Source organism: Staphylococcus massiliensis CCUG 55927 (assembly GCF_000298075.1).
Lineage (GTDB): Bacteria > Bacillota > Bacilli > Staphylococcales > Staphylococcaceae > Staphylococcus > Staphylococcus massiliensis.
This window is the reverse complement of record NZ_JH815593.1, coordinates 1,073,155-1,094,797: the sequence shown is the minus strand read 5'-3', so window position 1 is coordinate 1,094,797 and position 21,643 is coordinate 1,073,155. Positions and strand designations below refer to the sequence as shown.

At 34.8% G+C, this 21,643-nt stretch carries 26 protein-coding genes and 1 riboswitch; of the genes, 15 read left to right on the top strand and 11 right to left on the bottom strand.

From position 1 onward, the window contains the following. Positions 1-674 precede the first annotated feature (674 nt). Together A33S_RS0105595 and A33S_RS0105590 are read right to left on the bottom strand one after the other, a co-directional pair. On the bottom strand, positions 675-1,127 hold the full coding sequence (locus A33S_RS0105595; RefSeq protein WP_009384930.1) for a DUF3021 family protein: 453 nt from the start codon (positions 1,125-1,127) through the stop codon (positions 675-677). Beyond that, complete coding sequence (locus A33S_RS0105590; protein WP_009384928.1) at positions 1,124-1,564, bottom strand: LytTR family DNA-binding domain-containing protein; 441 nt, start codon at positions 1,562-1,564, stop codon at positions 1,124-1,126. The genes A33S_RS0105595 and A33S_RS0105590 overlap by 4 nt, the downstream gene beginning before the upstream one ends. A gap of 171 nt (positions 1,565-1,735) precedes the next feature. Between A33S_RS0105590 and A33S_RS0105585 the strand changes: the two genes are divergently transcribed. Then, positions 1,736-2,269: a hypothetical protein gene (locus A33S_RS0105585; RefSeq protein ID WP_009384926.1), complete on the top strand. Its 534-nt coding sequence runs from the start codon at positions 1,736-1,738 to the stop codon at positions 2,267-2,269. 103 nt (positions 2,270-2,372) lie between these two features. On the opposite strand, the gene A33S_RS0105580 is transcribed toward A33S_RS0105585, so the two are convergent. The 6 genes from A33S_RS0105580 to A33S_RS0105555 form a co-directional block, all read right to left on the bottom strand. After that, the gene (locus tag A33S_RS0105580; RefSeq protein ID WP_009384924.1) at positions 2,373-2,603 is read right to left on the bottom strand and encodes a hypothetical protein; all 231 of its coding nucleotides are present in this window, start codon (positions 2,601-2,603) and stop codon (positions 2,373-2,375) included. Positions 2,604-3,190: 587 nt separating this feature from the next. Further along, positions 3,191-4,156 carry a tagatose-bisphosphate aldolase gene (gene lacD, locus A33S_RS0105575; protein WP_009384922.1) on the bottom strand — a complete coding sequence of 322 codons (966 nt, stop codon included), beginning with the start codon at positions 4,154-4,156 and terminating at the stop codon, positions 3,191-3,193. A 15-nt stretch (positions 4,157-4,171) separates the two neighbouring features. Continuing rightward, positions 4,172-5,107 (bottom strand): tagatose-6-phosphate kinase, encoded by a 936-nt coding sequence (gene lacC, locus A33S_RS0105570; RefSeq protein ID WP_009384920.1) that lies wholly within the window; start codon positions 5,105-5,107, stop codon positions 4,172-4,174. 18 nt (positions 5,108-5,125) lie between these two features. After that, entirely contained in the window at positions 5,126-5,641 is a 516-nt protein-coding gene (gene lacB, locus A33S_RS0105565) for a galactose-6-phosphate isomerase subunit LacB (protein WP_009384919.1), read from the bottom strand. 33 nt (positions 5,642-5,674) lie between these two features. After that, positions 5,675-6,103 (bottom strand): galactose-6-phosphate isomerase subunit LacA, encoded by a 429-nt coding sequence (gene lacA, locus A33S_RS0105560; protein WP_009384918.1) that lies wholly within the window; start codon positions 6,101-6,103, stop codon positions 5,675-5,677. A 465-nt stretch (positions 6,104-6,568) separates the two neighbouring features. Then, positions 6,569-7,333 (bottom strand): DeoR/GlpR family DNA-binding transcription regulator, encoded by a 765-nt coding sequence (locus A33S_RS0105555; protein WP_009384917.1) that lies wholly within the window; start codon positions 7,331-7,333, stop codon positions 6,569-6,571. 880 nt (positions 7,334-8,213) lie between these two features. Between A33S_RS0105555 and aroD the strand changes: the two genes are divergently transcribed. Further along, positions 8,214-8,951 carry a type I 3-dehydroquinate dehydratase gene (gene aroD, locus A33S_RS0105545; protein ID WP_009384914.1) on the top strand — a complete coding sequence of 246 codons (738 nt, stop codon included), beginning with the start codon at positions 8,214-8,216 and terminating at the stop codon, positions 8,949-8,951. Between the two features lie 46 nt (positions 8,952-8,997). Beyond that, entirely contained in the window at positions 8,998-9,543 is a 546-nt protein-coding gene (locus tag A33S_RS0105540) for a nitroreductase family protein (RefSeq protein WP_009384913.1), read from the top strand. Positions 9,544-9,593: 50 nt separating this feature from the next. Here the strand turns inward: A33S_RS0105540 and A33S_RS0105535 are convergent, their stop codons facing one another. Beyond that, positions 9,594-9,914: a thioredoxin family protein gene (locus tag A33S_RS0105535; RefSeq protein WP_017176632.1), complete on the bottom strand. Its 321-nt coding sequence runs from the start codon at positions 9,912-9,914 to the stop codon at positions 9,594-9,596. Positions 9,915-10,190: 276 nt separating this feature from the next. On the opposite strand from A33S_RS0105535, the gene A33S_RS0105530 reads away from it, so the two are divergent. The 7 genes from A33S_RS0105530 (at position 10,191) to A33S_RS0105500 (ending at position 14,537) form a co-directional block, all read left to right on the top strand. Continuing rightward, positions 10,191-10,544, top strand: a complete 354-nt coding sequence (locus A33S_RS0105530) for an arsenate reductase family protein (protein ID WP_009384911.1) — start codon at positions 10,191-10,193, stop codon at positions 10,542-10,544. Positions 10,545-10,608: 64 nt separating this feature from the next. After that, entirely contained in the window at positions 10,609-10,989 is a 381-nt protein-coding gene (gene gcvH / locus A33S_RS0105525; protein WP_009384910.1) for a glycine cleavage system protein GcvH, read from the top strand. A gap of 92 nt (positions 10,990-11,081) precedes the next feature. Further along, on the top strand, positions 11,082-11,477 hold the full coding sequence (locus A33S_RS0105520) for a toprim domain-containing protein (RefSeq protein ID WP_009384909.1): 396 nt from the start codon (positions 11,082-11,084) through the stop codon (positions 11,475-11,477). Further along, positions 11,443-11,742 carry a thioredoxin family protein gene (locus A33S_RS0105515; protein WP_009384908.1) on the top strand — a complete coding sequence of 100 codons (300 nt, stop codon included), beginning with the start codon at positions 11,443-11,445 and terminating at the stop codon, positions 11,740-11,742. Before A33S_RS0105520 ends, A33S_RS0105515 begins: the two co-directional genes overlap by 35 nt. A gap of 58 nt (positions 11,743-11,800) precedes the next feature. Then, positions 11,801-11,904, top strand: a riboswitch (SAM riboswitch). A gap of 82 nt (positions 11,905-11,986) precedes the next feature. Next, positions 11,987-13,018 (top strand): methionine ABC transporter ATP-binding protein, encoded by a 1,032-nt coding sequence (locus A33S_RS0105510; protein ID WP_009384906.1) that lies wholly within the window; start codon positions 11,987-11,989, stop codon positions 13,016-13,018. Beyond that, positions 13,002-13,697, top strand: a complete 696-nt coding sequence (locus A33S_RS0105505; RefSeq protein ID WP_009384904.1) for a methionine ABC transporter permease — start codon at positions 13,002-13,004, stop codon at positions 13,695-13,697. The genes A33S_RS0105510 and A33S_RS0105505 overlap by 17 nt, the downstream gene beginning before the upstream one ends. 21 nt (positions 13,698-13,718) lie before the next feature. Continuing rightward, a complete protein-coding gene (locus tag A33S_RS0105500; RefSeq protein ID WP_009384902.1) occupies positions 13,719-14,537 on the top strand; it encodes a MetQ/NlpA family ABC transporter substrate-binding protein in 819 nt (272 codons plus the stop codon). A gap of 64 nt (positions 14,538-14,601) precedes the next feature. Here A33S_RS0105500 and popT read toward each other — a convergent pair whose 3' ends face one another. Then, positions 14,602-15,462 (bottom strand): polyprenyl-phosphate transporter PopT, encoded by an 861-nt coding sequence (gene popT / locus A33S_RS0105495; protein WP_009384900.1) that lies wholly within the window; start codon positions 15,460-15,462, stop codon positions 14,602-14,604. A 395-nt stretch (positions 15,463-15,857) separates the two neighbouring features. Between popT and sufC the strand changes: the two genes are divergently transcribed. From sufC to sufB, 5 genes are all read left to right on the top strand, one after another. Next, positions 15,858-16,631: a Fe-S cluster assembly ATPase SufC gene (sufC, locus tag A33S_RS0105490; RefSeq protein WP_009384898.1), complete on the top strand. Its 774-nt coding sequence runs from the start codon at positions 15,858-15,860 to the stop codon at positions 16,629-16,631. A 27-nt stretch (positions 16,632-16,658) separates the two neighbouring features. Further along, positions 16,659-17,966, top strand: coding sequence for a Fe-S cluster assembly protein SufD (gene sufD, locus A33S_RS0105485; protein WP_009384896.1), 1,308 nt, complete (start codon positions 16,659-16,661; stop codon positions 17,964-17,966). Positions 17,967-17,999: 33 nt separating this feature from the next. Next, positions 18,000-19,241 (top strand): cysteine desulfurase, encoded by a 1,242-nt coding sequence (locus A33S_RS0105480; RefSeq protein ID WP_009384894.1) that lies wholly within the window; start codon positions 18,000-18,002, stop codon positions 19,239-19,241. Continuing rightward, entirely contained in the window at positions 19,231-19,680 is a 450-nt protein-coding gene (sufU, locus tag A33S_RS0105475) for a Fe-S cluster assembly sulfur transfer protein SufU (protein WP_009384892.1), read from the top strand. The genes A33S_RS0105480 and sufU overlap by 11 nt, the downstream gene beginning before the upstream one ends. Before the next feature lie 63 nt (positions 19,681-19,743). Beyond that, positions 19,744-21,141 carry a Fe-S cluster assembly protein SufB gene (sufB, locus tag A33S_RS0105470; protein ID WP_009384891.1) on the top strand — a complete coding sequence of 466 codons (1,398 nt, stop codon included), beginning with the start codon at positions 19,744-19,746 and terminating at the stop codon, positions 21,139-21,141. 67 nt (positions 21,142-21,208) lie between these two features. Here sufB and A33S_RS0105465 read toward each other — a convergent pair. Further along, on the bottom strand, positions 21,209-21,643 hold a 435-nt coding region (locus A33S_RS0105465), incomplete at its 5' end, for a tyrosine-type recombinase/integrase (RefSeq protein ID WP_009384889.1).

The following is a 21,643-nucleotide window of genomic DNA, read 5'->3' as shown; positions in this document are numbered from 1 at the left end:
TAATAATACACAGAAAAAATTTACATGAGCTTAAATTAAATTGAAGTTGTTTGAATTACGCTCAATTCGATAGGTTGAAATGGCTTTGTGACAACGTTGTAAACGTTATCAATGAAATTGTTTAGAAAATCAGATAATTTAATGTAAATATATGTCAAATTTATATTTAAACGCGCGTGATGTATTTGGGCGTAAGTTGTTATTTGAAAATAGTAATTATTGATTGTGTGTCATGGTCTTTTAAATGTTAATTAATTGTAAATTTGTAAAGACTTTTTGAAGAATCCCTCCTTGAAATGAATTTGAATTTTATATGAATGAAGTGCTTCTTTTGGCTCGAATTTTTAACAGTTTTTATACTATCATCATATTTTTGGGCTGAGTCAGCTATTGCCTAAATGTTTAAATTCGTGCCTTAATTGTTACTTCACGTTTTGATTAAAAAATTAATTAAACTCAAACAATTCATTATTCTTCTTAGAAATGAGGTAAATTGCATCACGCAAATTATGATTGAACGCCTGCACTATCACGTTTTAGTAAGTTTTGCATAGGTGATTTCAATATTTACCTAAAAGTTTTGATATGTATTTTCACAAATTATTCGGAAAAACTGATACATTTAGGCATTAAAAGACCTCGTTACTGTTCAATTTAGTAACGAGGTGAATGAATTATTTTTTTGAAGATAGTGTTTTGTTGATATCATAAATGATTTTTCTATGGTAGAAATATATAATGATCCAAATAATCGTGTACACAATGAGATACATGACTAAGAAGTTTAGAATCCAATATAAGCTGATTGGAAACCATCCTGCGAGTACAGCTACCGGGAAGAAGAAAACGAGCATGAGTATAAAATGTAATACCGTTGATTTTAGTAAAGCATAACCCTTTTCATATATGATACCGCCTATCGCAAAAATAATACCAATTATCGCCCAGTAGAACACGGAAAGTACCATAACTTGAATCTCGGTTAAGTGTTCATAGTAAATGTGACCCATAGTAGAGTACATAGATAGTGGATAGTAATTGCTACCATCTTTAATGAATGATAATATAATGGATAAGATGAGACCGACTGTTATACCAATGATTGAACCGGATAGTATTTTTTTCATAACTGTAAACACTCCTTGATTGTTTTTAAATAACGCCTAGATGAATACGTAAATGTATCGTTTTTAAATGTAATTTTGACAGTGCCGTTAGGCTTCATAGATACATGATATATGGCATGAATATTGATGATTTCTGATTTAGAAATTTGAAGAAAGTGAGTGCCGAGCTTTTCTTTGATTTGATAAAGACGTGTGTTTTTGGTGTACTGTTGATCGTGTGTGTAAATCATAAGTTTTCCATTTTCAATTGTAATGTTATAAATATCGTTCGTTTCGATTTCATAAATCTTATCATTGGATTTAACTGTTAAAGTTTGTTCTAAGTCGAAGTGCTTAAATGAAGTAACAAAATCAGTGAGTGCTTTGGATTGTTTTTGAGTGAGGATGTGCCACTCGTTATCTGGTATTTCAGGTTTGATTTTTATTAGTAGTTTCATAAGATTACCTCCAACTTAAGTAAACCACGGTCAACGGCTCTATGCTATAGCTTTTCAGTAAGTGGTCGTTATCTTAATGTAAGTGGTTTTATCATACGAAAGAGTTTTATATAAATAATGAATATGTTATGATTGGAAATTCAATGTGGCTTTTCAGGAGGTGAAAGAAAGATGCAATTAATATCTGCTATTGGTTCAATAGGTACCTTTATCATGGCGTTATTCTATTTAATATCTGTGTCAATTCAGTTATATCAACTACGTATTAACTTTATGCCAGCACTAGGGTTCAACCAGATTCTGCTATTTAGAAATGGGTCAGGGATGACGCTTAGAAATACGACAGAGGATAGTAAGCACGATAAGGAAGAGGACTTTATAAAACTGTACAACCTAGGTGGTGGTGCTGCTAAGGAAATCAAAATTAGTATTTCTATTGGTAAAGAGCGAGAATTACAGAATAAATATGTAAGCATCTTACCTAGTAAAGAAGGTTATTTATTACCAATTAACGAAGAAGTCTTTAATGAACTTGAACGTACAATCCAAGATAATGGTTATGAATCTAACTTAAACATTCATATTACGTATAAGCATAGTGTAAGTCGTAAAGTTCAACACACGCATTTAGTAGGTAAAATTGATATGTTTAGATCTCATAAGCAAGAAACGATTTATGAATTACAGTTTATTCAGAGCTCATAAAACTAAAGAAGTTGCTAAAACATTTCCCCTTGTTTTAGCAACTTCTTTAGTCTGTTTTATGTAAGGTTATGTCACATAACCATGTCATTACTGTACTATCTTATTAAATCACTAATTGTTGTTTGATGATTAAGCTTTTAATGTCTTGCGTTTTAAAATGGTATTGTCCATGTTTGAAAGCATAAGGTTCTAAAACTTTTTCTCTGATGTGTTCACGAATTTGTTCTCTATCTATACCTTCTAAGATTAAATCATTTTCACTAGTAATAAAACAATCCCATTCAATAGCTAGATCTTGAATCTGAATTTTCTCTTGGCTTTTCGACTGAATCATAATGAATAAATCTCTCCTATGCTAGTTTGTTAAAAATTTGGGTGTTCTTACTATTAATAAAATGAAATTTAGTACAGTATATTTGCCAAATACATTTTGGCAGTATTATATTAACCCATTTAAAAAAAGATAAACATTATATTTTAATATGATTCATTCTAAAGTAAATTAAATCTTAAAGTTAAATCAAACAAGTAAAATTAAATTTGTCGGTCATAATGCGTGTTTAGGAAAGATTCTAATTAATATTAGATTGTTTGGCTTGATACGTACTTTACTTTTATGAACGCGCAAAACTTTATAAGGGGAAACAGTGACTATTCAAAGGTGTGCGTATATACATAAAGTTGAGCGTATAGAATATCATTGCTTTTTATAAATTGATGTCATACTAAAAATCAAATTAGAAATCAAAAAGCGTGTACATCATAGCATTTGACAGGTGTTTTCATGCTATGAGACACGCTCTTAAGTAAGGAGGCTAAGCCCCTTAAGGAAATTCTAGTACACATCAGTAAAAAAAGAAACCTTTTGGTACTTATTTACAACTATAGAACAAAAAAATTGCTACATATTTATTTAAATAATTAAGATATTGGGTTTGCGGTAACTTTTAAAATGTCATTTAGCGCTTGGATGTTTGCTTTACCTACAGTTTGCATCCATTTACGGGCTTCGTCTTCGCCTTCTTTAACAAATATTTCAACGCCGTTAGCCCAAGTTGCACGTCCACATAGAACGCCATTAAAGTTTGACTCTGCTTCCTTCGCAAATTTGAGCGTTTCTACAAATAATTCAGAGCTAACGCCAGCGCTTAAAAAGATATAAGGTAAGTGCGTTGCGTCACTTTGTGCTTTAAAGTGAGTCATTGCTTCTTCTTTCGTATAAGCTACGTCACCTGTAGCATACCCTTCAACATAATTCATATTCACAGGTACTTCTACCTTTAAGACATCTACACGATATTGTGGCTGAGAGAATTCCTTCATCATCTCGTTCACTTTATGCGGCTTTTTAAGCGCATATGCTTTGGTAGATGTATCGTTGTCTTGTGCATCATATGATACTAGCTCTAAGAAAAATGGCAATGATTCTGCTTCACACTCAGCACCTAAACGTTCAACAAATGCTTTTTTACGTGCATTAATTTGAACATCTTCATCTACATCGTAATATAATAAGAACTTACAAGCATCAGCATGTTGTTCTTTTAAACGCTTTACTGACCACAAATCTAAAATATCAGGTAAGCGACCTGGTACCGTAGCATCGTAACCCGTTTTCTCATAAGCAAGGAGTAAACCGGCTGTATCAGCTCTATGTTTGCTTGCTTTAAGACCATATTCTGGGTCTAAAAGAATTGAAGAGGCAAAAGGTGTTAACTCTTCTGAAACGATTGTTTTGAATGTTTCGATTTCAATATCTGTTGCTGGTTGGCTTTTATGTCTTTGGATCATCTTTTTTAAAGCGCCACGTTGATCGATTGCAAGCGCACTAATAATGCCGTCCTGTGTCATTAAATTTTGTAAATAAGCTTGTTTATTGTTAGTCATCTTGTTGTACCTCCGTCATTGAACTGTTGAAACTTGTATAGAATCATAAATTGTTTGAAATTGTTCTAAGTCGACATGCCCAGTTTGCGGCGACATCGCATTGAGTATGCCAAGCGTGTTACCTGTACGAAGTATTTCTTCATCTGAACGTTTGTGATGAATCGCATGTGCGAAACCAGCTATCGTTGAATCTCCAGAACCTACTGAATTCATCACGTCAACTGAAGGGATATCTACTTTATAAAACGTTTGATCATGCTTCGCAAAGACACCATCTTTTCCGAGCGATACTACGACCCACTTGATTCCATTAAATATTGGATTCGATAGGTGCATTTTTAAGTCCTCGATGCTTGGTTTGTATTTTAAATTAAGCAATGAAGCAAGTTCTTCTATATTAGGTTTAATTAAATACGGTTTGTTAGGCCCCTCTAAAATTGTCTTTAAAGTTGAACCCGAGCAATCTAGGATAGCCGTCTTATGATTTTCATTGGCGATTTTAATCATATCTTGATAAAACGTGTCTTCAAGCCCTTTAGGTAAACTACCTGACATAATGACGAGTGAGATATCTTGAATCATCTCTCTATACATATGAAGAAATTGGTCTTGCTCGTCTTTAGAAATAGAAGGGCCATGTTCTAAAATTTCAGTTTGTTTACCTTCATGTAACACGGCGATGCAATTACGTGTTGGTTCCTGTATGTCTTGAAATTGATGTCTGATTTGTTGGCGATGGAGTGCTTCTTCAATAAATGAACCGTTTGCACCACCTAAAAAGCCTGTTGCCATAACAGGATGTTCTAACTGTTTCAGAACGCGTGTTACGTTAAGTCCTTTTCCACCAGGAGTTTTCGTCACATTTGAAACACGATTGACGCTATCAATTTTAAGCGTTGATAGGGGATAACTGATATCTACTGAAGGATTTAAGGTTACGGTTAAAATCATAGGTGCCACTCCTTTTTATTAATCGTGATAGTCACCACGGTCCCACTTATCTAAAAATTCTTTAAAGAAACCTTCTTGATGTTGTTCATCATGTGCGTGCTCTAACGCAGATAATTTCTGTATGAGTCTCTCACTTTCAGGGGTAGGTTGATATTCAGCATTTATAAAAGCATCAATAATATCATTAATGAGAAATTCGCCTGTAACTTTGGCACCAAAGCCAATCACGTTCGCATTAAGTGCTTCTTTAGCGTAGATCGCAGATGTCATGTCACGAACTAGTGCGCTACGAATGCCTGGTACTTTATTGACTGCGTTATTGATACCAACGCCTGTACCACACAAGCACACACCTAAATCTGCTTCTTTAGATACGACTTTGTCGCCAACTTTTTTACCATAAATTGGGTAGTGCGTACGCGTGAAATCGTAAGTTCCAACATCTATAACTTCATGGCCTTTGCTTTTTAAAAAGTCAGAAACAGCCATCTTCGTATCGGTAACGATATGGTCACAACCTATAGCAATTTTCATATTTTAACTTCCTCTCGTTGTTTAATGAATGCTTTAGCACATTTTATTAAGCATATCTACTCGAATTTGGTGTCTACCACCGTCATAATGTGCTTCTAAAAATGCATGCGCGATAGCCTTAGCAAGACCTTCACCTACAATATTTTTGCCCATTGTAATTATGCGTGCATTGTTATGTTCACGTGTCATGTATGCTGATCGCTCATCAGATACTTCCGCTGCAATCATGCCTTTAATTTTCGTCGCGGCCATAAAACTGCCGACACCGTAGCTATCTATCACAATCCCAAGACTGTCTTCATCCTTTAAAAGGATGTCAGATACAGCAACTGTTGCGTCTATAAAATCGTTAGCCGGTGTTTCTGATACATCTTGGACGTCATATTCAGATGCGATTAAATCAGCTTTAACGACATCTTTAAGCGACATACCTTCATGATCTGCACCTATAATTACTTTCATAACAATAACCTCCTAGGGGAAATCGATTTTGTTTGTTTTTGTTTATTCGTCATTATAATAAAACATTAACAAACATAAATCAACGGATAGGTGTTTAGGTATGTTGACTATTTTTTAAACACATGTAAAAAGATAAAAAATAAGCTATAACGCCCTTAAGTGGAGCTGGGACATAATACTACAATTCCCTTAAACAGCATGCTTTCCTGGGGCATGGCCGGAGCCTGTAGTCTTCTAAAGTCCAACTCGTATTTTTAATACGGTAGTTGGACTTACAAAGAAGCTCAGGCTTCTTTGTTCATGAGAAAGAGCCCCGGCTTGCATAGCTTGTCAATTTGCTACGCAAATTTCTTTGCCGGGGCCCCGCCCTTTGAGTCAGCTGTTTTGAGAATTGTATGAAATAAAGCTTAAAGGCTCTATTTCACGACTTATGTCTCAAAACCTTAAGTAAGGACGCTATAGCCATTAAATTGATTTAGAGATTTTAACCTGTGTATATTGTTTTAATTTTTTAAGACGGTCTTTAGCACCTTTATCGGTAATCAGTGTTGACACATCGTCTAACTGATAGTACGTATAGAAATCTTCTTTACCTATTTTAGAAGCATCCATTAATAAATAAGTTTCCACAGCATTATCAATCGCGATAGCTTGAGTTTGACCTTCTTCAATCGTCGCAGTCATAATGTCGTTATCCTTCAAGGCATTACAGCTGAAGAATGCTTTATGAAAGTGCATGTTCTTTAGCGTTTGATTAGTAATATCGCCATTAAAGGCTTGCGTACGTTCACGCATCTTGCCACCTAATAGATATACATCAAGCGCATTTGATTTTGATGTCAATGTTTCAAAGACAGGTAGAGAATTCGTTACGATACGTAAATGCTTGAAGTCCATCGCTTCAGCAAGCATATGTACCGTCGTACCTGGACCTAAGTAAATCGTTTCATCTTCATTTATGTAATTCAGCGCCTCTTGGACGATTGCTTCTTTTTGGTCACGATTCATAATTTGTTTATCATGATGAGACAACTCAGTCGGTCGATAAACGTTTAGGCTTTTAGCTCCGCCATGCACCCGCTTTAAAAGCCCTAAAGTTTCAAGCTCTGACAAATCGCGTCTTACTGTCATATCAGAAACACCTAAGCGTTGCGTAATGTCATTAACTTGCACGGTACCGTCACGATCTACAAGTTCTACGATTGCATTAAATCTTTCTTCTTTTAACATTAGAATGCTTCCTTTCGTCGAATTAGTATGTAAATTTTACAGTAAATAACTTTAAAAAGATAGTTATTTGAAGCGAGATAGGGTGGAATAAGGTTGGTCCAATAAAGTTTTTATAGCGCGTGTCTTTAAAGTGTTGTAAAATTATATTAATTTTAAAATTAAAAACCGATTTATATTATACTAGGAGACTTCTATGAATCAACATCTTATGACACTTTTCAAAATTATTCAAAGTTGCATCGTTTCCTTGAAAAGGCTCAATTTGAACTGGATGAAATGGATTGTTGTCCTACTCATTTTAGAATCTTTTCTGTTACTATTTCAACAAGCATCCAATTTAATGTTTATTATTAAAGTATTCATAATCTTTTTCGTAGCCATTTATTTATATTACGACGATATCATATCTCTAGAAATTAAGCCTAAAGGTCGGTATATCTCAATAGATGATTTTATTTATTTTTTAGCAACCTTTATTGTCGTTGAATTATTATGGATATTAACGCTATTTTTCACGAATATGCAGACCTACTATGGGCAATTTATTATTTTCAATGCAAAAGGCCAACTCTATCAAAATGTCTTTCTTTACGGTGTTATCAAACCTGTTATAGAAGTTACAGTATTTATATACTTGTTATTATGGAAGCTTATGCGTAATCAGTTGTTCATAGGAATGTTTATCGTAAGTTTACTTTACACATTCTGGTTAGGACCTACCCATATCGTGGAGTTTTTTATTATATTTTTAATGAATATATGTTTGACTCTGCTATTCCTGAAGTCAAGGGAAATCATGTTAATATACGTATTTCAAATATGTACACACATCGTGTATTTTGTTGCGATTTACACATAAATTTAAAAAGGAAGTGAACATGTGGATACTAAAGTTGCTGTAACGATAGCGCCTGAACATTTAAATGAACTAAATCAAGACATTATGGATATTAAGGCTAACGAGGAGTATATTGATGTTATTGAACTAAGAATTGATCAGATTGATCATATTGAAGCATCAAGTATTGATCAGTATTTAAGCGTATTAAGCGATGCCCATTTAGAGCTTCCCATTTTGCTAACGTATCGTACGGGTGCTCAAGGTGGGAAAGGTCAACTTGAAGGAGAGGACTATTTAACGTACCTTGAGCGTTTATTGAATTTAACTGGGTTTCAAATGATTGATATAGAGTGGGATGAGCGTTCTAATACGCAACTACTTGAAAAGCTTGTCGCTAAAGCTAAAGCACATCATATTGAGGTGCTGATATCCTATCATAATTTCAAATATACGCCATCAAGCGATGTACTTAGAAAAACGTACTATCATATGAGTCAATTACAAGGTGATATCTTGAAAATTGCGGTAATGCCACTTTCGCATAAAGATACGTTCACGTTGCTTGAAGTATTAGAACATGCACGTGATTCCCTAGACGCTAAAGTCGTTGGTATATCTATGGGAGACTTAGGAATAATGACGCGTACCGCTCAAAATATGTATGGTGGCTACTTGTCATATGGTTGCTTAAACGATAGTCAAGCACCTGGCCAAATTCCAGTAAAAACACTAAAAAATCAGCTTAAGTTTTATCAACAATTTGCTAAAAGCATATAAATTCCCTATAATTGATAATAGTTATCATTTGTAGGAGGCGAATATAGTGGAACTAAGAGACGCAATCAAAGATAGAAGAAGCATTAAGAAATTCAAAAGAGATATGACTATCGATGAGGATAAATTATATGAAGCGTTAAATCTTGCCACACATGCACCTAATCACTGCCTAAGAGAACCTTGGCGCGTGGTGCATGTACCTAAAGATGATTTAGGTGCAATGAGCCGTAAATTAAGTAAAATAGCTTTTCCTAAAAGTGAAGATAAGCAAGAAAGCCACTACAACGCTGTGACAAATTTAGGTGGATTCTTAGTAGTTGTAGCAAAACGTGATCCAAGACAACGTGAAGATAATGAGAATATGCTAGCTGTTGGTGCATTCGCTCAGAACCTTCTACTATTGTTACACGAAGTTGGCATTGGTACCTGTTGGAAGACACCAGATTATATCTTTAATCCGAGAGTAAAAGATTTATTTAAAGTTGAAGCGGATGAGTCTATTGTTGGTTTTCTATATCTCACAGATTTAGAGGATGAATTTAAAGCTAAGCCACGTAAAAATGATGAATATGTATCTCGTTTCGAAGGCTAATTTGTAAAAAATAACCCTATGAACGTAATTCGTTCATAGGGTTATATTCATTATTTTAAGTTTTCTTCTAGGAATGATTCAACTTGCTCAGGTGATTTAGCGTTTGCTGAATGTAAGTGTGCGAGTTTGTCGCCGTCTTTAAAGATTAAAATGCTTGGAATACCCATTACTTCATGAGTAGTAGCTGCTTCTTCAACTTCGTCGCGGTTTACAACATACCATTTATAGTCATTGTACTTTTCAACGATTGGATCAATCCACATATCCATTGCTTTACAATCTGGGCACCAATCGGCTTCGAATTTAATGATTACTGGTGCATCGCTCTTAATAACATCGTTAAAAGTATCCATTGTTTTAATAGGTTCCATTTATATCGACTCCTTAAAAGATATTCTGACTAATATCTATAATTGTAGTTTAAATATAACGTATTTCTAAAAGCGAATAAAGATTATTGTTTACGTTTTATTTTGCAGGCGTTATGCTGCGGATGTTTCTGATTACACTTAAATTTTAAATATGTTCAATTTATGGATTATTTCAAATTTAATCTCAATTATAATTTTATGAATTATTATAAAACAGAGCATTTTTAATAAATTTTTGATATATTGTAACTAACAAGTTGAGGAGGTTTTTAAGCCATGATCAAATTTTACCAATACCAAAATTGTACTTCATGTAAGAAAGCTGCAAAATTCTTAACAGAGTACGGTGTAAGCTATGAACCTATTGATTTAATCCAATTTACACCTAATGAATCAGAATTCAAAGAGATTATTGAACAAACAGGTGTAGACATCAACAAATTATTTAATACACGTGGTGCGAAATACCGCGAACTTGGTCTTAAAGATAAACTTAAGACATTATCTAATGACGAAAAACTAGAACTTTTAGCATCAGATGGCATGCTTGTTAAGCGACCAATGGCGATTTTAGGTGATAAAATCACGCTTGGTTTTAAAGAAGAAGAATATCGTAACACATGGCTATAATAGTTGATTGCCATGAATTGTTATGGCATGATTGAATTGTAAATATATTTAGGAGGGGATTTTCGTGGCAGTGCCAAAGGAATTAAAATATTCAAAAGAACATGAATGGGTAAAAGTTGATGGAGATACTGTATTAATTGGTATCACTGACTACGCTCAAAACGAATTAGGAGATATCGTATTCGTTGAATTACCAGAAGTTGACGAAGAAATCAGCGAAGGGGATTCATTTGGTAGCGTTGAATCAGTAAAAACTGTATCAGAATTATACGCGCCAGTATCTGGTAAAGTAGTTGAAATCAACGACGAATTAGAAGATAGCCCAGAATTTGTTAACGAATCTCCGTATGAAAAGGCATGGATGGTTAAAGTTGAATTAAGTGATGAAAGTCAATTAGATGCATTACTTGATGCTGAAAAGTACGAAGAAATGATTGGTGAATAATATGCCCTAAACTCCACGATATTACATAATATCATGGAGTTTTTCTTTTTAATCCTTTTACGTGGACAATAATTTTTTAGAGGGTGAATACCATGACGATGATTCAAAAAGTAATTGTTGTAGAAGGTAAATCAGATAAAAAACGCGTTAAAGAAGTATTAAATGAATCAGTTGAAATAATCTGTACTCATGGCACGATGAGTATTGAAAAAATAGATAACATGCTTGATGATTTATACGACAAGGATGTCTTCATCTTAGCTGATGCTGATGAAGAAGGGGAAAAAATCAGAAAGTGGTTTAGAATGTATTTAAGTGAAAGTACGCATATTTACATTGATTCTACTTATAACGAAGTTTCACGTTGTCCTAGACATTATTTATCACGTCGATTAGAAAGATTTGGCTTTAAAGTTAAGAAAGATTTTGTTTTGAAGGGAAAATACACGTACCATGAATGTTACAGAGCAATCGAACAATATATCTGAGCATTTTGACAAAGAGAAACATTTAATATTCGGTTATACACCTACATGTGGTACCTGTAAAGTTTCTGAAAGAATGCTCGATATCGCAAACGAAATTACAAAGCTTCCTATCACGAAGTTGGATTTGAATGTACTACCAGAATTTAATCAACAACACGAAATCCAATCAGTACCGATACTTATGATTATGTCATACGGTAAAGAAGTAAAAAGACTGTATGCGTTTCAATCAGTTACCAATTTGTTAGAAAATTTGAAAAATTAGATTGACGCATCGCTTTTTAGGTGGTAGGATTATAAACAATAAATGAATACGACAAATACTCTTATCGAGAGTGGTGGAGGGATGTGCCCTATGAAGCCCGGCAACCGTCTTAGGATATGGTGCCAAGTCACATGAAATCTTTTGGATTTCTGAAGATGAGAGAAAGATACTAGATAGCTTTCTCTTATTATTTTAAGAGAAAGCTTTTTTCATTTATTTAGTAAGCTTTGGGAGGATAGATAGTGTGATTGAACTTAAAGAGATTGTTAAAACATTTTCAACGAAAAAACTTAACGTTACTGCAGTTGATCATGTTAATCTTACAATTCCTAAAGGTAGTATATTTGGGGTTATTGGTTTCTCTGGTGCAGGTAAAAGTACGTTGATACGGCTTTTTAACTATTTAGAGCAACCTACATCAGGCCAAATTTTAGTCGATGGTGAAGATTTAGGAAAGCTATCTAAAAAGGAACTTAGGCAGAAACGCCAAAAGGTTAGTATGATTTTCCAACACTTTAATTTATTATGGTCACGAACGGTTTTAAGGAACGTTATGTTTCCACTCGAAATTGCTGGGGTTCCGACTCAAGAAGCAAAACAACGTGCACGAAACTTGATAGAACGTGTAGGTTTGAAAGGCCGGGAGGATGCATATCCTTCTGAATTATCAGGTGGTCAAAAGCAACGTGTTGGTATTGCGCGTGCTTTAGCGAACGACCCTACAGTTTTATTATGTGACGAAGCGACAAGTGCTTTAGACCCTCAAACAACAGAAGAAATCCTAGATTTACTTGTTCAAATAAAGGAAGAACAGAACTTAACGATTGTTCTAATCACACACGAAATGCAAGTCATCCGTAAAATATGCGATGAGGTTGCTGTGATGGAACAAGGACGTGTGATAGAGCAAGGTTCAGTTAAAGATGTGTTTGAGAACCCTCAAAGTGATGTAACGAAACGTTTTGTTAAGAAGGATTTAAATCAAGAGTCTGATATTGAAACTCATACATATATAGACGCGTTTCAAGAAGGTCATTTATTGCATTTAAAGTTCGTCGATGGGAATACAACACGACCTATAATTTCAGAAATTTCAAAACAGTTAGACGTTTCTATTAATATTTTAGAGGCGCATATCAAGCATCTTAAATCAGGTGAAGTTGGCTATTTAATTGTTCATATTCCTAAAGTATCGGTTTCGATTGATACGTTGCTTGAGGCGTTTGAGCATCATCATGTAGAAGTGGAGGTGCTTCAAGATGGGCAAAAGCTTTAGTGAAATCGTACAAGAAATGATCACGATGCCGAACATTAAATGGGATGAAGTTTGGCTTGCTTTATATGAAACCGTATATATGACCGTTGTTTCAACCCTATTTGCTTTTGTATTCGGTCTTATCTTAGGGATATTGCTTTTCCAAACATCAAAGGGCAAATCGACATTTAGTAGAGTGTTCTACAGTATCGTTTCCTTTATCGTGAATTTATTCCGAGCGATACCATTTATCATATTAATCCTATTATTGATACCGTTTACGAGTTTAATATTAGGAACGATTAGTGGACCGACTGGTGCATTACCAGCACTCATTATTGGAGCTGCACCTTTCTATGCGAGACTTGTTGAAATTGCTTTAAAAGAAATAGATAAAGGTGTTATTGAAGCGGCTACTTCTATGGGAGCGAATACGTGGGCTATCGTATTTAAAGTTTTACTTCCTGAATCAATGCCAGCTTTAGTTTCAGGTATTACAGTTACATCTATCGCTTTAGTTGGTTCAACTGCAATTGCGGGTGTTATTGGCGCAGGCGGTTTAGGTAACTTAGCTTATTTAACAGGTTTTACTCGAAATCAAAATGATGTGATCTTGATTTCAACAATCTTTATTTTATTACTTGTATTTATCATTCAATTTTCAGGTGATTTTATCGCTCGAAAAATAGATAAACGTTAATTTATGGGAGGTTATTTAATTATGAAAAGGTTATTATTTTTATTAGTGTTAACACTTGTATTAGTAGCTTGTGGTAATAAAGAAGCTAAAAAAGATGGTGATGATAAGTCGATTACAGTAGGTGCTTCACCAGCGCCACATGCTGAAATTTTAGAAGAGGCTAAACCGCTTTTAAAAGAGAAGGGCTATGACTTAAAAGTTAAAACAATTAACGATTATACGACGCCTAACAAATTATTAGATGCTGGAGAGCTTGATGCTAACTTCTTCCAACATACACCATATTTAGACACTGAGAAGAAAGACAAGAAATATAAAATTGAATCTGTAGGTAATGTTCACTTAGAACCAATGGCTGTTTATTCTAAAAAGCACAAAAGCTTAAAAGATTTACCTAAGGGTGCGGAAGTATTCGTATCTAATAACCCTGCTGAAGAAGGACGTTTCTTAAAATTCTTCGTTGATGAAGGTTTAATTAAATTAAAAGATGGCGTTAAAATTCAAGATGCGAAGTTTGATGATATTGTAGAAAATAAAAAAGATATTAAATTTAACAACAAGCAATCTGCAGAATTCTTACCTAAAACGTATCAAAACAGTGAAGGAGACGCTGTAATCATTAATTCTAACTTTGCGATTGAACAAAAGTTAAATCCTCAAAAAGATTCTATCGCCCTTGAGAATCCTGAAGATAACCCATATGCGAACTTAATCGCTGTTCAAGAAGGTCAAAAGGATTCTAAGAAAGCTAAAGCACTATTAGAAGCATTACAGTCTAAAGAAATCCAAGAATTCATTAAGAAGAAATATAACGGTGCAGTGATTCCTGCTACTGAATAATGTATACACGCAACAAAAAAGCCAACGTGGTCTGATGTGACCGCGTTGGCTTTTTAAATGTTGTCTAATCAATTGTTTCAGTCTTAGCTGTTTCTTTTCCGAGGAAGTAACTGATACAAAAACCTACAATTAACGTAATAATTGAAACGATCCATGTTAACGGTGTTGTAGGTAAACCAGGGAAAATTGCAGCTATAGAACCGATTACAAGTCCTAATATAACCGCATAGGTTAAGTACGGGTGATGCGTTAAGCAATAATTTATAAGCTTACTTGTTGTTGCAAAGCCTACTAAAATACCAAGTCCTACTGCAATAATGACAGGTAATACTGAGAAGTTAAACGACGTTAACTCTGAAATTGCGAACGTTACAGAACCATAAATACCTATAAGTAAAAGTATAAATGATCCTGAAATACCCGGTAGTAACATTGCACTTGAAGCTAATATGCCACCTATGAAACATTTGATTAAGAATCCAAGATTGATATCTAAGTGAGCAGGTTCGTGTTTAGAACCGCCGTTCATTAATGTTAATCCAACTAATAAAGCAATACCTAAGAAGATTAGGACGTAGTGCTTGCCTTTGAAGTTTTTCTTGTAATTCGCAAGTGTTAATAGGAAAGGAATAATACCAATGATTAATCCTAAGAAGAAAAAGTTAGTTGGCACGTGGTGTTCACTTAGTAAGTAATTGATAAGTTTACTTAAAGAACCTATCGCGAGTAACATACCAATTCCGATTGGTATTAGAAATAAAATGCTTTTCAAGAAGTCTTTAGAGAACAAGCGACTGACTGCGTTAATGAAGTCGTCGTAAATTCCTAGAAGTAGGGCGATTGTTCCACCACTTACACCAGGAATGAGATCGCTAGTACCCATAGCGAATCCTCTAAAGATATTTGTCCATTTAAATTGTTTCATCTTATACATCCTTCGCAATTTTTTGATAGTGTAACATTTAACAATAAAGATTGAACTGACCTTAAGATGTATTTTTTGTACATTGTCTCATGTATTCTATCATATACGACATCTTTTAGATAAAGGTTTAAATTTTAAAGTGTAAATGACGACCTCTTTTGTAAAAGTATATTGAGAACAAAAACCTGTTGATTATCATTTGCTTTTTTTAATTGTTATAAATAAGGAAAACGATTCGAGATTTTAACTAAACGATTATAAAGGGAATCATGTTTATAATTGTGCATAATTACGTTATAATTAGGTGACAAGCAAATATCCTAACATTTTGACGTTAGATTAAAATTATTATAAACTAAATAGGAAATCACAATATTATTCTGGAGGGAATTTTAATGCCATCAACATTAGAAATTAAAGACTTACACGTGTCTATTGAAGATAAAGAGATTTTAAAAGGTGTTAATTTAACAATTAATGCAGGTGAAATTCATGCGGTTATGGGACCTAACGGTACTGGTAAATCAACTTTATCAGCTGCAATCATGGGTCACCCTAACTACGAAGTTACACAAGGTGAAGTTTTACTTGACGGTGTAAATATCCTTGAATTAGAAGTAGATGAAAGAGCTAAAGCAGGTTTATTCTTAGCTATGCAATATCCATCTGAAATTTCAGGCGTTACTAATGCTGACTTCATGCGTTCTTCTATCAATGCTAAACGCGAAGAAGGCGATGAAATTAACTTAATGCAATTCATCAAGAAGTTAGACAAAGAAATGGAATTCTTAGACATGGATAAAGACATGGCGCAACGTTACCTTAATGAAGGTTTCTCTGGCGGTGAGAAAAAACGTAACGAAATCTTACAATTATTAATGTTACAACCTAAATTCGCTATTCTTGACGAAATCGATTCAGGTTTAGATATCGACGCATTAAAAGTCGTTTCTAAAGGTATCAATGAAATGCGCGGAGACGAATTCGGTTCATTAATCATCACACACTATCAACGTTTATTAAACTACATCACACCAGACCACGTACACGTTATGTACAACGGTATAATTGTTAAATCAGGTGGCGCAGAACTTGCTAAACGCCTTGAAGAAGAAGGTTATGAGTGGGTTAAAGAAGAACACGATTCATTAGAAGCAGCTGAAAAATAATCAATCATCAATAGGAGGAAATAAAGTATGACTACTGAAACATTAAATATTTCTTTAGACCAACTTGTTGATTATTCACAAGCCCAACAAGAACCTTCTTGGATGACTGAATTACGTAAAGAAGCGTTTAACAAACTTGAGTCTTTAGAAATGCCAAAACCAGATAAAACGAAATTAAATAAATGGGATTTCGATACTTTTAAACAACACAACGTTGAAGGTAGTGCGTATGAAGATTTAAACGACTTACCAGAAGCTTTAAATCAAATTATCAACGTTGATAATTCACCAAACTTAATCATTCAACATAACAACTCATTAGCCTTTTCAAGAGTATCTGAACAAGCTCAAAAAGACGGCGTTATCGTTGAAGGTATCGAAGAAGCGCTTAAAAACCATAGCGACCTAGTCGAAAAATACTACATGAAAGATGCTGTAACTGTTGATGAACACCGTTTAACAGCGTTACACACAGCATTAATGAATGGCGGCGTATTTGTTTACGTACCTAAGAACGTTGTAGTTGAAGATCCTGTTCACTACGTTGTTTTACACGATGATGACAACGCTAGTTTCTTCAACCACGTATTACTTGTTACTGAAGAAAGCGCTGAAGTAACATACGTTGAAAACTACCTTTCAACAGCTTCAGGTGAAGGTAACCAATTAAACGTTATTTCAGAAGTTGTAGCAGGTGCTAACTCTAAAGTAACTTACGGTGCCGTGGACTATTTAGACAAAGGCTTTACTGGCCACATTATTAGACGTGGTGTAACAGCTCAAGATAGTTCTATTAACTGGGCATTAGGTTTAATGAATGATGGTAACCAAATCATCGATAACACAACTAATTTAATCGGCGACCGTTCTACAAGTGAATTAAAATCAGTTGTAGTTGGTGTTGGTGAGCAAACAGTTAACTTAACTTCTAAAATTGTTCAATATGGTCAAGAAACAGATGGCTATATTCTTAAACACGGTGTAATGAAAGAGAACGCTTCATCAATCTTTAACGGAATTGGACACATCAAGCATGGTGGCTCTAAATCAATGGCTAACCAAGAATCTCGTGTATTAATGCTTTCTGAAAATGCACGTGGTGACGCTAACCCAATTTTATTAATCGATGAAGATGATGTTGAAGCTGGTCACGCTGCTTCAGTAGGTCGTGTTGACCCTGAACAACTTTACTATTTAATGAGTCGTGGTATCTCAAGAAAAGAAGCAGAACGCTTAGTTATCCACGGTTTCTTAAACCCAGTTGTACGTGAATTACCAATTGAAGATGTTAAGAAACAATTACGTGAAGTTATTGAACTTAAAGTTAATAAATAACGTATTTATATATACAGAAAGGCCTGTGATACAGTGACCGAGACAACTTTTAACGTAGAGAATATTATTAAAGACTTTCCTATCTTAGATCAACAAGTAAATGGAAAACGCTTAGCATATCTAGATTCTACAGCTACAAGTCAAACGCCTGTACAAGTGCTTAATACTTTAGATGATTATTATAAACGTTATAATTCTAACGTTCATCGTGGTGTACACACACTAGGTTCTCTTGCGACTGACGGTTATGAAGGTGCTAGAGAAACTGTCCGTGATTTCATCAATGCACAATACTTTGAGGAAATCATTTTCACAAGAGGCACAACTGCTTCAATCAACTTAGTTGCTTATAGTTATGGTGATAAGCATGTTGAAGCGGGCGATGAAATTCTTGTTACGCAAATGGAACACCATGCGAACTTAGTACCTTGGCAACAATTAGCTAAGCGTAAAGATGCGACATTAAAATATATTCCGATGACAGATTCAGGTGAAATTGACTTAGAATCTGTTAAGGAAACAATTTCAGATAAGACAAAAATCGTTGCCATTGCGCACGTTTCTAACGTACTAGGTACAATTAACGATATTAAATCTATCGCTAAAATTGCGCATGAGCACGGTGCTATTATTTCTGTTGATGGTGCGCAATCTGTACCGCATATGAAAGTAGACGTACAAGATTTAGATGTGGACTTCTATAGCTTTAGTGGCCATAAAATGTTAGGTCCAACAGGCGTAGGTGTCTTATATGGTAAGCGAGATCACTTAGAAGAAATGGAACCACTTGAATACGGTGGGGATATGATTGATTTCGTTGATTTATATGATTCAACATGGACTGATTTACCAACTAAATTTGAAGCAGGCACACCATTAATTGCTCAAGCTATTGGATTAGGTGCCGCAATACGTTATCTTGAAAGTGTAGGCTTTGAAGAAATGATTAAACATGAAGAGATGTTAACTGCTTACGCTTACGATAAAATGTCTGAGATTGATGGCATTGAAATATATGGTCCAGCTAAAGATAAAAGAGCAGGTATTATAACGTTTAATCTAAAAGATGTTCACCCACACGATTTAGCAACTGCACTTGATACTGAAGGTGTAGCAGTTCGAGCAGGGCACCACTGTGCACAACCATTAATGAAATGGTTAAATCAATCATCAACTGCTCGTTCTAGCTTCTATATCTACAACACGAAAGAAGATGTCGATCAACTTATTGAAGGGCTTAAGAAAACGAAGGAGTTTTTCTCTTATGAATTTTAATAACTTAGATCAACTATACCGTTCGGTAATCATGGACCATTATAAAAACCCACGCAACAAAGGTAAGCTTGATAATGGTACAATGACTGTAGATATGAATAACCCAACATGTGGTGACCGTATCCATTTAACATTTGAAGTTAAAGATGGCTTAATTGAGGATGCGAAATTTGATGGAGAAGGTTGTTCAATATCTATGGCGAGTGCTTCAATGATGACTGAGGCTGTAAAAGGCCAAAGTTTAAAGACAGCAATGCAAATGAGCCAAGAATTCTCTAAAATGATGTTAGGTGAAGACTATAACATCACTGAAGAGATGGGTGATGTTGAGGCACTACAAGGTGTATCTCAATTCCCAGCACGTATTAAGTGTGCAACACTTGCTTGGAAGGCACTTGAGAAGGGTACAGTAGAAAAAGAAGGTAAAGAAGAGTCTTAACCCAACTTTTCGATTTTTGACGTTTAACGCATGTCGTTTAATTATATATAAGGAGTGATTGAAATGGCTAAAAAGGCACCTGATGTTGGAGATTACAAATATGGTTTCCACGATGAGGACGTTTCCATTTTCAGATCAGAGCGCGGACTTACAGAGAATATCGTTCGCGAAATTTCAAACATGAAAGATGAACCAGAATGGATGTTAGATTTCAGACTTAAAGCGCTGAAATTATTCTATAAAATGCCAATGCCTCAATGGGGTGGCGACTTATCAGAACTTGACTTTGATGACATTACGTACTACGTAAAACCATCAGAACGTTCTGAAAGATCTTGGGATGAAGTACCTGAAGAAATCAAACGTACATTTGATAAATTAGGTATCCCTGAAGCAGAACAAAAATATTTAGCTGGTGTATCAGCTCAATATGAATCAGAAGTTGTTTATCACAACATGGAAAAAGACCTTGAAGAAAAAGGTATCATCTTCAAAGATACTGACACTGCACTTAAAGAAAACGAAGATATCTTCAGAGAACACTTCGCTTCAGTAATTCCAGCAGCAGATAACAAATTCGCTGCATTAAACTCAGCAGTGTGGTCAGGTGGATCATTCATTTACGTTCCTAAGAACGTTAAATTAGATACACCACTTCAAGCTTATTTCCGTATTAACTCAGAAAACATGGGTCAATTCGAACGTACATTAATCATCGCTGACGAAGGCGCTTCAGTAAACTATGTTGAAGGTTGTACTGCGCCAGTTTACTCAACAAGCTCTCTACACTCTGCTGTAGTTGAAATTGTTGTTAAGAAAGATGCGCACGTTCGTTATACAACTATTCAAAACTGGGCAAACAACGTTTATAACTTAGTTACTAAACGTACATTTGTTCATGAGAATGGTAACATGGAATGGGTAGATGGTAACTTAGGTTCTAAGTTAACGATGAAATATCCAAGTTGTGTACTTCTAGGCGAAGGTGCGAAAGGTAACACATTATCAATCGCATTAGCTGGTAAAGGCCAAGTACAAGATGCTGGTGCTAAAATGATTCATAAAGCGCCAAGAACATCATCAACAATCGTTTCTAAGTCTATCTCTAAAGATGGCGGTAAAGTTGTTTATCGTGGTATCGTTCACTTTGGCCGTAAAGCTAAAGGTGCACGTTCAAACATCGAATGTGATACGTTAATCTTAGATAACGAATCAACTTCAGATACAATCCCTTACAATGAAATATTCAATGATGATATTTCATTAGAGCACGAAGCGAAAGTTTCTAAAGTATCTGAAGAACAATTATTCTATTTAATGAGCCGCGGTATTTCAGAAGAAGAAGCTACTGAAATGATCGTAATGGGCTTCATTGAACCATTCACTAAAGAACTTCCAATGGAATATGCGGTAGAAATGAACCGTTTAATCAAATTCGAAATGGAAGGTAGTATCGGATAGCTATAACCCGCATGGTTGAGCCATTTTACTTGTGGATAAGTCGAAATTGATACCATTTTGATACCACTTACTCATCAAAAACGGCTATAGCATCGTGTTTTTTCTGGGTGTATAAATGACTGTAAGTCCCCATCGTTTCAGTGATTTGGGCGTGTCGCATTAAAGATTGAAGCACGAAGATATCTACGCCGTTATTTGCAAGGAAAGATGCATAAGAATGTCTCAATACATGTATGTTATAATGTGGGAAAGCGCGTTGGAATTTCTTGTGTACATGACTATAATGCTTAGGCGCTAAACCACCAAAAATAAAATAATTTCGTTCATTAAAATGCTTATGTGAACGCTTTTCACGTTCTAAACGTTCACTCATCATCTTATTAATGAATTTAGGTAAAGGGACAATATCCTCTGAGCTTTCAGTTTTAGCTCGGGGATATACGGTCCGATTAGAGATATCCAGTGTCTTGTTAATGGATATCTCTTTTTTGTATTTATTATA